The following is a 13,947-nucleotide window of genomic DNA, read 5'->3' as shown; positions in this document are numbered from 1 at the left end:
TCATATTTAGGATGAGGATTCCTTAAAATAAAAGATAAAATTATATCTGAAACTTATTCTACCCAAAAAGTTTTAGTAATAGATACAGCTTCTCCATCCTTTGTGAAACCTTCTAGGTTTATCTCAAAACTCCCCTCAAGATCTGAAGTGAAAAACCGAAACTCATTTCCCTCTGTTCTAAAGTTAAGTTCAGGATTCCACACCAATTGATATCTATAATCTGGAATTCTCTCTAGGTTTTCATTAATATAATCTGGGCTATAATATTTTTTTGTTATTTGGGTCACAATAACTTCATTAGATTTCATAGAATCTTCTCTAAATTCCAGAGGAAAATCTCCATTTTTAGTTTCTACCACCACCACACCCTGAAATATTTCAGGGCCAAAAAAGAATTTACTTCTAAGAATTCCTATGCTTTGAATTCTTTGAGCATCAAAGGAAATTAAATTATCGTGGTTCTGTATCACCACTCCATCTACTATCACTAAAGCAGGTAGCGTAAATTCACCATTTGTGTTTTGATTTCGCACTAAAATGCTATGTGTTCCATCCTTATTGCTTTTAACTCTTCCATATTCAATTATTTCAATAAAGGTTTGTGTAACATCAGGAAACCTTTTGTAATCATCTAGGTTGAATTTTAATAGTTCGTTTTTAAAGAAATATCCTCTATCCTTTGTATAAATAGAGCTGTCTGCTTTAGTGGAGGAGTACGCATTTTCAATTTGATTATTTACACTTTTCTCCAATATATATTCTTTAAACCCACCAGCGATGACTGGTTTTTTAAAATCTAATTGAGTAATATCTGGTTGAATAAATTGTTTTAGCTCTACGTTAAAATTTTGCTTCTTATGATCTACCAATTGTAATAAAACCTCATCTTCAGCCAGATCATTACTAATAGTTAAATTAAAATTACCATTCTCATCTACAGATATTATATTTACCTGACTTTCTTCTCCGGGAAAGGATGCTATTAAACTTTTGCTCTTAAGTATTTGATTGTCTCTATCTGTTATTTTACCTCTAATCAGCGAACCTCTTACTTCTGGAAGGATTAAAGTATCAGAAAAATCCCAATTAATATTCTGGTACAGATCACGGAAATTGGTGCTATTAATTCTTTTAGGTTTACTTAAACTATCGACTCTCCTTACTGAAATTGAGAAATCACCCATTATTTCAGTAGAGGTTTCCAAATTCAGAACAACTTCTTCTCTGTGAGAAAAAGAATTTTTATTTATCTTTAACTTAAAATTAGATGATGCTTCAGGCTTTATAGTTTGCAGCAAATCTTCAGGATTTTCTTCAAGAATAAGACCTTTGTTTTCCTTTTGATATGGATTTAAAATATGAATGTCCTGTTGAAAATAATTTTTTTCTGCATTCAACATCCATGAAGAATAAGCTAAAATTTTATAAGCTCCTGAAGGCAGGTTGGAAGGAATAAAGAAATCTGAATAAGATTGCCCTTGATTTAGTTTCAATTTGTGTCTAAATACTTCATCTTTATCTGAATTCACCAGAATCACCCAACCAATTTTGCTTAGATCACTTAATTTATTGGTTTCTTTCTTTAAGCAATAGAATTTATAAAGCAATTTTTCTCCGCTAAATAATAAACTACTATTTAAGTGAACATATACCTGCTCTTTATATACTTCATTTTGAAGAAAAATTTCATCTGTTATGCTCTGGGCATTAGAGGTATACGTTAATGCGATGTAAACTATGAATAATATAAAAATCTTTTTGATCATTCTTTTATTTTGAAATTAATCTACCCAAAATTCTGGTTTTACATTGGTGCCAAAAACGGTACAGTCCACACATCGTTTTGGGACCACTAATAACACCCCTCCTGGAGTAGTTTCAGACCATCTAACAGCATCTTGTTCTAATTGCACTATAAGAGTAGGAATACTTGGCGCTATTGCTTCGCATGCGGCAAAAGGCACGAATCGAGGTCTTATGCTTTCTGGTTCATAAAAATCCTCATAATTAAAAAAGATTCTTTTTTCGGAAACAGAGGATACATTAAAAAAGCCTATTACTTTTTCATCTGGATTATTAATGTTTGAGATATTACCGGCAAAAAAACCTGGCTGACTTTGAGAAAAAAGATTATCTGAACTCGACAATTCTTTAAGAATCTCATAATAGGTATAGGCTTCTCTACTAATAATAAATTGCTTTACAAGAAGGCTGTATCTATTAGAAACACCAGGATTGCTTGATTCTATAAATTTAATTAGCAAATCGTTTACACTGTTTTCAGAGAGGGAGTTTGTATTGGCCAGTATTATTTCTTGAGAATTGGTGGTACGGTAACATGTATACTCTTCTTTTTGTTTAGGCACTTCTACAGGCAGCCCATCTATAAGAATTATGTCATTGACTTTAAAATAATTCGAATTGAATTTAAAAGTCTCCACATATTCATACTTATAATAATTAGCAGTGCCATTGGAGGTTTGATTGTTCAAAGTGATCGCCACCCCATTTTCTCCCCTATAGTCTATTCTATTTGCTTCTAATTGATCTATGATGTTAGTTCCAAGCAATTCCATTAGCTCAGACTCATATTCTTTGCCGTTTGCTAAAATATTTAGCTGGTAATTAATACCTGGCTGGGCTGCAAAACTATCTCTGGATTTATAAATTCCCGACTCGTCTTCTTCGAAAAGATATTCGCTATTTCCTATTACTTTTACAGTAGCCCCAGATAAGGGATTGGGTCCTGTGGTATCTATAGCAAAAGCCTGAAATAATTTAATCTGTTGCTGCTTTACTTCATTGGTTATAGTTGCCTCTATAACAATTGCCTCCTCAAAACCTGAAGATTCTAAGGGGATTTCTTCAACACAAGAAACGACAAGCGCTATTACAGCGAAGAGGATCATGTATTTTCTATTTTTTAAAAGTAGTTTCATTAATTTCATTAATTATTTAAAACCTAAAATTATAGGTGATGGTAGGAATTGGAATGGAGAAAATAGAGCTTTGGTAGGCCTTAACTTCCCCATTATCAGTCACAAAAAATATGGAATATGGATTATTTCTTCCCAAAACATTGTAAATCGAAATATTCCAAAAACTATGGGCAAATTTTTCGATTTTATGGTTCCCTTCTACGTTAAAGCTTAAATCTAATCGGTAATAATCGGGGATCCTGAATTGGTTTCTATCACTATATAACACAAATTCCGAATTATTTGATGTGTATTTCCCAATAGGATAGGTTACTGGTCTACCAGTTTGGTATGCTAAGTTGGCTGAAAAGCTAAAACGTTGGGTGAGTTTATAATTTAACACCGCACTAAAATCATGAGGTTTATCAAAATTAGTCGGAAAAAATTCAGAATTATTTACTGTCTCCTCCCTAAAATTTCCGGCTAATTTTATGAAAGATCTAGAATAGGTATAGCCTATGTATCCATTTAATCTCCCCGTATTTTTTCTAATTAGAATTTCTGCACCGTAGGCTTTACCTTCTCCTTGTAAAACTTCGGTTTCAATATTTTCATTTAGGAATAAATCTGCACCAACTTTATAGTCTAAGAGATTGTCTGAATTCTTATAATAACCTTCCAAACTTAGTTCGTACATATTATCATCAAAATTTTTGAATAAGCCTGCAGAAAATTGATTTGCCCTTTGCGGTTTTACAAAGGAGTCTGAAAGTTTGTACGTGTCGGTTGGAGCTGCAGTTGTATTATTGGATAAGGTATGAATATATTGATAGGTATTATTATAGCTTAATTTAGCAGAAAATGTGGGTGTTAAAAAGTACCTCCCGGAAACTCTTATCTCGGGCCCACCGTAAGTTTCTATAACTTCTCCACTACCAAAAGTTTCCACCCCTGTAACCGTATTTTCATTTCGGGGCAAATTTTCTTCATAGGTATTTTTTTGAGCTGGTCCAAAAGCGGCGTAGAAAGAATATCTTAGTCCCGCATTGATTAAAAGTTTTTCGCTTATTTCAAAACTGTCTTCAATATAAATAGCACTTTCTATAGCTCTTTCTTCAGGAATACTAAGTTGTTCAATTAGAGATTCTGCGCTTCCGGGATTAATTTCTCCTGGGGAAACCATATAATATTTTCCGCTTATACCATAGTTAAAAGTATGTGCTTTGCTATAAAAATATTTCATTTTCAATTTTAATTCAGATTCATTAATCGTGTACCCCGATTTAAAATCATTGTTAAAATCACTCTCGAAATCTAAATTAAAATCATAATTGCTGTTGGTTGCCACAATTTCTCCTTGGTGTTTTTCATTGAAATACTTATTATAAGACAGTGAAACCAACCTGTTAGTATAACTAAACAAGGAATCTGAAGTGATGCTAAAAACATCATCACTGTAATAACCGCTTACATTTAACTCGTCATTATTGTCAAATTTATGGTTGTATTTTGCAACAACATCGTAAAAGGAGGCCTGGCTATCTTTTAAGGATTCATCTTCCAAAAGATTTAAGATCCAATCTGAATATGTTCCACGCCCACCAACAATTAAACTCGATTTACCTTCAACAATAGGGATCTCAAGGCTTACATTTCCTGTTACTGGCCCTATGGAAACCTCCCCGGCAAGTTCTTCTTTATTACCTGTTTTGGTATTTAGGTCAAAAACAGAGGACAACCTTCCTCCATATTCGGCGGGTATACTTCCTTTATAAATACTCACATCGCCGGTGGTAAATGGGTTTAATCCAGAAAATATTCCGAAGAAATGAGTGGGATTATAAATGACACCCTCATCAAGTAAAATTAGATTCTGATCGGTTTTTCCTCCTCTTACATTATATCCACTTGCAGCTTCACCGGCGGTGGTAATTCCGGGTAGGGTGGTTGCTACTTTTAAAATATCACGTTCACCCAAAACCAAAGGAATGTTCTTAATATTGGCAACATTTATTCTCTCTACTCCCGTAAGTGCTGAGCGTACATTTTCCCTTGCATTAGTTGCTACCAAAACTTCACCTAGTTCCTCAAAACTCTCTTCCAGTTGTAGATTTAAAACACCGTCATTATAAACTATAAGGCGCTTTTTAACCTTATCTACTCCAAGGGCTTGAGTTTCCAGAATATTTATTCCTTTAGGAAGCCTAATTTTATAATTTCCATTAATATCTGTAACTGTTCCTATATTTTGATCAGCAATTAATATATTTAATCCTGAAATGGGTTCTCCTTTTTCTGAAATCACCCTACCAGAAAGTTGATACGAATTATTGTTAGATTGCCTATCTTCTTTACCTATTAAAACGGTTTCAACTAATTCAGCCTGCTCCACATTATCATTATAAAATAGAGGATCTGTGTTTTGAGTTTCTCTAACAATTTTTACTTCCTTCGGAGTTTCTAAAAACCCTTCTGGCAGGCTATCATAGATTATACTTCCATGTGTAAGAATGATGCGTTGCCCTTTGATAAAGAAATTAATATTAGTTTCTTCCAATATAGTTTCTAATATGTTAGTCACATTAATTTGTGAATATTCCCCAGAAAACTTTTGGAAACCAAACCATTCTTTTTCGAAAAAGAATTGATACCCGGTTTTTGCTTCAATTTCAGTTAAAATTTCGGGTAATTCTTTATTTTCAAAGCTTAAAGATATCTTTGGATCGGTAGTTTGTGCGTAAGAGAAATGAAAAGATATAAGTATTATAAGAAGTAAAAATTTTCTCATTCTTAAATTTGGTTTTTAGAATTAGAAATAAGGGAATTCATTTTATCGGCCAAGTTATTCATAAAAATATCTGGATTATCCTTGTATTGCTTCCTGTATTTACTATAATAATTTTTTATTTCACCTTTTAGATTTGGAAATTGAGCCAGTAGATCTCTTCGGTTGGCCAACTCGAAAAAATCATTTTTAAATTGAAAAATATAATGAGGATCTGCGACACTAAACTCTGTATAAGCTACACTTCTATCTCTAATTTCCATTCTGTTCTTAAGATGTTTTTTAAAGATCTTAAGTTGACATTCCTGATTAATCACTTCATAAAAACCTTTGATATTTAAATTATTATCAGCTTTTAGAAACCTAAATTTATGTTCGTTAATTTGAAATTGATTCACTTTACCACTAAATAGTTGAAAAAAGGTATTTGCTCCGTCATTCTGGAGATTCACCAAAATTAGATCATCATAGACATTATATTTTAATGGCACCTTGAAAAAAAGTTGACCATCATATGTCAAAGAGCCATTTTGAAATTTTTGAGATTCGAAAAATTTATGCTTTTCATTTATCATTCTATCCGTTTCCACATACTCCACCCCTCTAAATAAAATAGAATTTTCAATTCCGGTTTGCTGGTCATACCAAGAATAAAGCTTTTCTTTCGAATAATTTTGGGAAAAAGTGGAAAGAGAAATTAAGAAAGTTGAAAAAATAAGAAGGTAAGTTTTATACATTCAATAAGTAATAGATAAATAATTTTGAATATTTTTAGAAAACTACAAAATAATATTTTTATTCCTTCCCATTTTATCTTTTAATTCATTCCGTAAAAACCCTTCAGATTTCTGAGGGGTTTTTCTTTTGGCACTCATTTTGTTTTATAGATAATAATTAAAACAAAATATTCATGAAATATCTATACCTACTTATAAGTGCCACTTTGGTAACTGCTCTATTTGCAAACTGCGCTGGCAATAAAGATCTACAAGAAAAAGCTCCCGTAAAAATGGATAATGCTTACTATACTTCTCAAGGAGATATTATTAAATTATTCATACCTGTAACTACTATTCAAACAAACATAGTGAGTTTGGATAGCGTTTACTTCAGAAATAAAAAAACAGCCTTAATTGAGAGTCCAAATTCACCAGGAGTTTATATGGCGACTGTTATAATGGAAAAGCCAGATATGATAATGAGTTCAGATCCTAAAGAGGAGTATGGAAACAAAATGCCACAAAAAATGAAGAAAATGGACTTTGAGTTGAAGGATGATGAAGCCATTTTAATATTCACTCAGAATTCTAAAGTGAAATATTATAAGCTTACTGGCGTTAAAGAAAGAGTATAATCTTATATTTATTAACCACTAGAAACGGAGTGAAGCTTTTTTCACTCCGTTTTTTATTGAATTTAAATTCAAAATTAAGTGTGTGTGGATTTAGTTGTGCCATATCACTTAATTGAATAAATTTATCCCCTCTAACTAGTACAACCTCATTGGGTTCATTAAAAAAACTTTTTCAGCAAACCTTTATATACGGTCTGGCAACAGTATTGCCCAGAATGTTGAGCTTTATACTGGTTCCACTTTATACAGATATACTTCCAAAAAAGGAATATGGAGAAGTTTCCATCATTTTTTCATGGATCATTCTTTTTAATGTGATCCTGTCCTACGGGATGGAAACCGCCTTTTTTAGATTTTTTAATAAGGAAAAGGATAAAAAGTCGGTTATTTCTACTGCCACGGTTTCCTTAATTATAAGTTCACTTTTATTTCTGGTTTTAGCTTTTTCCTTAAAGGATCAACTAGCAAGTTGGTCAGGTATCAAAGCTGAATATATTTCATATACCATCATCGTACTTGCTTTAGATGCTCTGGTCATTGTTCCATTTGCGTGGTTAAGAGCAAATCAGCAGCCAATGCGCTTTGCAGTCATGAAAATATTGAACGTTGCAGTAAATTTAGGATTGAATGTATTCTTTTTATTGCTGCTTCCCGAAATAGCTTCAGAAACTTCTACGGGAATTCTAGATTCAATTTATCGACCAGACTTTAAGCTTTCCTATATTTTTATTTCAATGCTTATAGCAAGCGCCATTAACTTAATAATACTTATTCCGTTTTATTTTAAGATCAAATACACTTTCAGTAAAACTTTGTGGAAAGAAATGCTCAAGTATTCTTATCCCGTGCTTTTTGCAGGAATTGCCTTTGCTATAAATGAGTCTTTTGATAGAATTCTATTAGGTTGGTTGTTGCCAAGTAACATTGCTGAAGGAGCGGTAGGAGCATATTCAGCTTGTTATAAATTAGCAATTTTCATGGCTTTATTTAGCACTGCCTTTAGAATGGGCGTAGAACCCTTTTTCTTTAGTAAAGCTACAGATGAAAATGCTCCGGAAACTTATGCCTTAATTACTCGCTATTTTGTAGCATTTGGATCTATAATTTTATTAACGGTAATAATATTTTTAGATCTCCTAAAAGAGCTAGTTATTAGAAACAGTGATTATTGGGAAGCCATGAAAATTGTCCCTCTTATACTTCTTGCAAATTTTTGTATGGGAATTTATCACAATCTTTCCGTTTGGTATAAAGTTACAGATAGAACCAAAATGGGAGCTTATATCTCAATAGTTGGCGCTGTAGTTACTCTTGGCATCAACTATGCTTTAATTCCTACTATGAGTTATGTGGCTTCTGCCATTGCAACTGTTTCCGCTTATGGGATTATGATGTTTCTTTCATATTATTTAGGTCAAAAATATTATCCAATTCCGTATAACCTTAAAAAAATAAGTTTGTACTTTTTGGTTTCAGTAATATTCTCTGGAATTTCTTTTTATCTTTTTAGAAGTAATTATATTGTAGGAATTGGGTTATGGCTTGCTTTTATAATTTTGATATATACCCAAGAAGAAAAAGCATTAAAAAAAATAATATTAAGAAGATGAAAGTGAAAATTATAAATAAGTCGGCGCACGACTTACCAAATTATGAAACTGCCTTCTCTGCAGGGATGGACATAAGAGCCAATATTTTGGAACCTATCACGTTAAAACCTTTGGAGAGAGCTATTGTTAAAACTGGACTTTTCATGGAATTGCCCTTAGGCTTTGAAGCTCAGGTAAGACCTAGAAGTGGCCTAGCAGCTAAAAAAGGAATTACAGTATTAAATTCTCCAGGAACTATAGATGCCGATTACCGCGGGGAAATAGGCGTAATTCTTGTAAACCTTTCCAATGAAGATTTTGTTATTGAAAATGGCGAGCGAGTAGCACAAATGATCATTGCTAAGCATGAGCAGATCGCCTGGGAGCAAGTAGAAGTTTTAGAAGATACTAGTAGAGGAGCCGGAGGCTTTGGAAGTACTGGAAATAAATAAGATTCATATCAAAATAATATTGGAGTAAGGAGGTCAGGTTGAGCGGAGACGAAACCTCCATTTTACGCTAAAAAGTTCTCGACTGCGCTCGAACAGACAAAACTATAATTTAGAATTAAAAATATAAAATGAAGATAATAGTACCAATGGCCGGTCGTGGCTCAAGATTAAGACCTCACACTTTAACTGTACCTAAACCATTAATTCCTATTGCTGGAAAACCAATCGTACACAGACTAGTTGAAGATATAGCTAAAGTTTTGGATGAAAAGATAGATGAAATAGCTTTTATAATTGGACGGGATTTTGGCGAAAAGGTGGAAACCGATTTAAAAGCGATTGCAGAGAGTTTGGGTGCAAAAGGCACTATCTATTACCAAGATAAGCCATTGGGAACTGGGCACGCTATAATGTGCGCTAAAGATTCACTTTCTGGTCCGGCAGTAGTTGCTTATGCAGATACTTTATTCAAAGCAGATTTTACGCTGAATAAAGATGCAGATGCGGTGATATGGGTAAAACAAGTAGAAAATCCTAATGCATACGGAGTTGTGAAATTGAATGATAAGAACGAGATCACCGAATTAGTAGAAAAGCCTGAAGAATTTGTTTCAGATCTTGCAGTGATAGGGATCTATTATTTTAAGGATGTTGCAGTACTAAAAGGGGAACTTCAAAAAGTATTAGATCAAAATATTATTCGCGGTGGTGAATATCAAATAAATGATGGTATTAAAGCGATGCAAGCCAATGGAAATGTTTTTGTTCCTGGAAAGGTGGACGAATGGATGGACTGCGGAAATAAGCAAATTACAGTAGAAACCAATGGTAGAATGCTTAATTTCTTGCATCAGGATGGCGATAAATTAATCTCTGATTCTGTGAAGATCACAAATTCTGAAATCACCGAACCGTGTTTTATCGGTGAGAACGTTGTGCTTACCAATGCTAAAATAGGTCCAAATGTTTCTATTGGAAATGGAACAAAAGTTGAAAATTCAACTATAAAAAATAGCCTTATCCAAAATGAATCTGTTATCATGAATGCTAACCTTGATAACGCCATGATTGGAAGTCATGCGAAGTTTGATGGGAATTTTACTCAAATCAGTATTGGAGACTACTCTGTTTTAGAATAGTATAATTAAATAATTCTAATGAAGCATTTACTCGTCTATTTTTTCCTTCTGGTTGGATTTTGGACTTCTAAGCTCAGTGCTCAGGAAACCCAAGATCCGATGCAAGAAGTTGCGGTAGACGATCTAGGAGAGGTAAGTGATGCATTTCAGGAATATTTTTTTGAAGCACTAAAGCAAAAGGCAATTGAGAATTATGAAAAAGCAATTGTTGCTCTTCAAAAGGCTGAAAAAATACAGCCTAACAATCCTGTTGTATTTTTTGAATTAGGGAAAAACTATAAGATTCTTAATGATCTTGATAAAGCTATTGCTAATTTTCAAAAGGCAAACAGGTTACAACCAAATAGAGAGTGGATTCTTCAGGCATTAATGGAATCTTTTTATTTGAATAAGCAATACGAACCGGCTATTTTGATTAATAAAGAATTAGTTTCTTATAATGAGAAATATTACGATGATTTAGCTAAGATGTATTTTGAACTTCAGCAGTTCGATAAATTGATCGCTTTATTAAACCAGTTAGATATTGAGCTTGGTATTACAGAATATAGGAATAGCTTAAGGCAACAGATTTATGCACTTACAAATAATACTTCGGCACAAATAAAGACTTTACAGGAATCTATAAAGTTGAATCCTGAAAATGAGATGAATTATCTCAATCTTATCTATGTGTACAGTGATGAAGGATTAGAGAAAGAGGCTTTCGAAGCTGCGCAGAAAATGCAGCAAGTCTTTCCTACTTCAAAAGTGGTACATCTAGCACTCTATAAGTTTTATTTGAATAAGAATAGAACTGAAGATGCGTTAAGTTCTATGAGATTAGTATTGCAATCTGAAGAAATTGATGCTGCTTCAAAGTTTAAAGTTTTAAATGATTTTTTATTGTTTGTAAATGAAAATCCGGAATATGAAGATGAGTTAAAACAAGTCGCTGCTTTATTTTCAGAAAAAGAGAATACTCCTGAAATCTTTCAGAAGTTCGGAGATTACTTTCTGAAGAAAAACGAAAAAGTGCAGGCACTTGCTTTTTTTGAAATGGGAATTGTAGATAACCTTGATAATTATGAGCTGCTTAGAAATACATTATTACTACAGCTGGATTTATCAAAATTTGAAGAGGCTCTGCAATTAAGTAGTTCTGGGTTGGAGGTATTTCCTGCACAAACCTTATTATACCTTATTAAAGGAGCAACTTTAAATAATTTAAAGAAGTACAACGAAGCACAAGAAATACTTACATTTGGCCTGGATTATTTAATAGATGACAAGGATATGGAACGTGATTTTTATGGGCAATTATCAGTTGCGTATTTGGGATTAGGAAATTCATCTAAAGCCTCTGAGTTTAAAGAGAAGGCCAATTCAATTAAAAAAACAGAAAATTAAATGATCAAGAATATATTCACTCTAGCGCTTGTTTCCCTTTTATTAATTGGATGTGGAAGTAAGAAGAAAGCATTGGTTATAGAGGATGCTGCAGTTAAAAAGGTTGTAGCTATGCATTATAGTAGCGAACCAAATTTCAAAACCTTAAATAGTAGGCTAAGATTACATTACCAGGATGATGATCGTTCACAATCTGTTACAGTAAGTTTTAGGATGCAAAAAGACAGTGCGATCTGGATGAGTGCACAATTATTAGGGATTCCTTTGGCAAAGGTTCTAATTACTCAGGATAGAGTGAGTTACTACGAGAAAATAGGAAAAACATATTTTGATGGAGATTATAGTTTAGTTAGTAAGTGGTTGGGAACGCCATTGGATTTCCAAAAACTTCAGAACTTATTAATAGGACAAGCGATCTATGACCTTAGAGAAGATAAATATGTGTTAACAGAATCTACCCAAGGATATCAATTAGTCCCATCTAATTCTTTAGAATTGGTGAAAAAGCTATTCTTATTAGATGCGAAAAACTATAATGCACTTGCACAACAATTAGCTCAGGTAAAGGAAAACAGAAATGTAACAGTTACCTATCTAAAGTATCAAAAAATCAATAATCAGAATTTTCCTGAAGAAATTAAAATTGTTGCCAATAGTGATGGTAAAGGCACCCAGATAGATATTGCGTATAGATCTGTTACGTTTAATGAATCTGTTAGCTTTCCTTTTGAGATCCCCTCCGGTTACGATGAAATTCAGATAGAATAATGAAATTACATACCTACTCCAAGCATATTTTTATAACTGCATTTCTATTAATTGGATGTGCCAAGATTTATTCTCAGGATACTCGTGAGAATTTAGAAGAGCGTAGAATAGAACTTCGTGAGGAGATTCAAAAAATAAATAGTTTACGATCTTCCAATAAGAAGCAGGAAAAATCTGTACTTACAGAAGTTGAAGATCTGGATAGACAAATTCGTACAACAGAGAATTTGATTAAAGTTACCAATCAGCAAGCCAATATTCTTACTCGAGATATAAGTTCTAATACCAGTAAAATTCAGACACTTCGAAAGGAACTGGAGAGTTTAAAAGAGGATTATGGTAAAATGATCCAGAAATCTTACAAAAGTAAATCTCAGCAGAGTAGGATCATGTTTCTCCTATCTTCACAGAATTTTCTGCAAGCCTACAAGAGATTGCAATATATGAAGCAGTATGCTAATTATAGGAGGAAACAAGGAGATGAGATAAAATTAAAATCTGAAGAATTACAGGTGCTTAATGCAAATTTACTAGATCAAAAGAAAGTGAAAGAAAAACTAGTAATAGAGAATAGAACTACTAGAGCGCAATTGGAACAAAATAGAAAATCTCAACAAGTACTCATTAAAAGTATTCGTAGTAAAGAAGGTGTTTTTGCTGCTCAAATAAAGAAAAAGCAGCAAGAAATAAACGCTATAGATAGGCAAATAGATGAGATTATTCGAGCTTCTATTGCAAAAGCGAATAAAGAAAGTGGTTCTAGTTCTCGTGATGTTTTCGAGCTTACTCCAGAGGCTAAAGCATTAGCCGCTAATTTTGCTAATAATAAGGGAAAACTGCCTTGGCCTGTACGATCTGGTGTTATAAGCATGAGATTTGGAACACAGCAACACCCAATTGTAAAATCTACCACTATAGAAAGTAATGGTGTGCGAATAGACACAGATAAGGGCGCTAAGGCACGTGCAATTTTTGGAGGAACAGTGAGTGAGGTTCAAGCTGTAAAAGGCGCAAATAAAGCTGTTATGGTTCGTCATGGAGATTATATTACAATCTATAACAACTTATCTAATGTTTATGTTACCAAAGGAGACGTAGTTTCTTTAAAACAAGATATTGGAGAAGTTGCTACAAGCTCAAGCTCAGGTAAAACCACATTGCATTTTCTAATATATAAGAACACAGATAAAATGGATCCTGAAGTTTGGATTGGGAAAATGTAATTACACAGATTTCTAATGCCAAATATGTTAAAAAACTGCTAGTTCCAGAAGCGTGGATTATGATCTTCTATATTGACTGTCTGGAATTAGAGAATAAACATTAGCGCTATTTTCTATTTATATCTATGTTTTATGCCTGTTCGGCTATCTAAAGTTGTAGGCTTGAAAATCGAATTGCAGGAGAGTAGGGCTAAATAAATTCTTAATTAAGAAATTATTTCTCTTATTAAAATAAGTGAAGTAGAGATTTTAGAAAAGAAAAACAAATTCATTTTGTTAATGCACAACCAGAGCGCTACGCACTAAATCAATATAAAATTTATTGAAATT

The 13,947-nt window shown here is 33.0% G+C and carries 11 protein-coding genes; 7 read left to right on the top strand and 4 right to left on the bottom strand.

The features are described 5' to 3' along the window. Positions 1-53 precede the first annotated feature (53 nt). From I130_RS05470 to I130_RS05455, 4 genes are read right to left on the bottom strand one after another with little or no spacing between them, the layout of a single operon-like run. A complete protein-coding gene (locus I130_RS05470; protein WP_034920273.1) occupies positions 54-1,766 on the bottom strand; it encodes a hypothetical protein in 1,713 nt (570 codons plus the stop codon). A 15-nt stretch (positions 1,767-1,781) separates the two neighbouring features. Further along, positions 1,782-2,939 carry a DUF4249 domain-containing protein gene (locus I130_RS05465; RefSeq protein ID WP_034920269.1) on the bottom strand — a complete coding sequence of 386 codons (1,158 nt, stop codon included), beginning with the start codon at positions 2,937-2,939 and terminating at the stop codon, positions 1,782-1,784. 16 nt (positions 2,940-2,955) lie between these two features. Beyond that, complete coding sequence (locus tag I130_RS05460; protein ID WP_034920268.1) at positions 2,956-5,706, bottom strand: carboxypeptidase-like regulatory domain-containing protein; 2,751 nt, start codon at positions 5,704-5,706, stop codon at positions 2,956-2,958. 2 nt (positions 5,707-5,708) lie between these two features. Then, positions 5,709-6,440, bottom strand: coding sequence for a hypothetical protein (locus tag I130_RS05455; protein ID WP_034920264.1), 732 nt, complete (start codon positions 6,438-6,440; stop codon positions 5,709-5,711). 173 nt (positions 6,441-6,613) lie between these two features. Here I130_RS05455 and I130_RS05450 point away from each other — a divergent pair, with 173 nt between their 5' ends. The 7 genes from I130_RS05450 (at position 6,614) to I130_RS05420 (ending at position 13,617) form a co-directional block, all read left to right on the top strand. Beyond that, complete coding sequence (locus I130_RS05450) at positions 6,614-7,057, top strand: hypothetical protein (RefSeq protein ID WP_034920262.1); 444 nt, start codon at positions 6,614-6,616, stop codon at positions 7,055-7,057. A gap of 149 nt (positions 7,058-7,206) precedes the next feature. After that, the gene (locus I130_RS05445; RefSeq protein ID WP_034920259.1) at positions 7,207-8,667 is read left to right on the top strand and encodes an oligosaccharide flippase family protein; all 1,461 of its coding nucleotides are present in this window, start codon (positions 7,207-7,209) and stop codon (positions 8,665-8,667) included. Next, positions 8,664-9,098: a dUTP diphosphatase gene (dut, locus tag I130_RS05440; RefSeq protein ID WP_034920504.1), complete on the top strand. Its 435-nt coding sequence runs from the start codon at positions 8,664-8,666 to the stop codon at positions 9,096-9,098. Before I130_RS05445 ends, dut begins: the two co-directional genes overlap by 4 nt. Before the next feature lie 128 nt (positions 9,099-9,226). Then, on the top strand, positions 9,227-10,237 hold the full coding sequence (locus tag I130_RS05435; protein ID WP_034920258.1) for a sugar phosphate nucleotidyltransferase: 1,011 nt from the start codon (positions 9,227-9,229) through the stop codon (positions 10,235-10,237). Between the two features lie 18 nt (positions 10,238-10,255). Next, a complete protein-coding gene (locus tag I130_RS05430) occupies positions 10,256-11,626 on the top strand; it encodes a tetratricopeptide repeat protein (RefSeq protein WP_034920255.1) in 1,371 nt (456 codons plus the stop codon). Beyond that, positions 11,627-12,394 (top strand): DUF4292 domain-containing protein, encoded by a 768-nt coding sequence (locus I130_RS05425; RefSeq protein WP_034920253.1) that lies wholly within the window; start codon positions 11,627-11,629, stop codon positions 12,392-12,394. Beyond that, the gene (locus tag I130_RS05420) at positions 12,394-13,617 is read left to right on the top strand and encodes a murein hydrolase activator EnvC family protein (RefSeq protein ID WP_034920249.1); all 1,224 of its coding nucleotides are present in this window, start codon (positions 12,394-12,396) and stop codon (positions 13,615-13,617) included. The genes I130_RS05425 and I130_RS05420 overlap by 1 nt, the downstream gene beginning before the upstream one ends. Positions 13,618-13,947: the final 330 nt, after the last annotated feature.

It is taken from the genome of Gillisia sp. CAL575, assembly GCF_000403785.1.
GTDB lineage: Bacteria > Bacteroidota > Bacteroidia > Flavobacteriales > Flavobacteriaceae > Gillisia.
The sequence above is the reverse complement of the archived record's forward strand: the minus strand, read 5'-3'. Positions and strand labels throughout refer to the sequence as shown.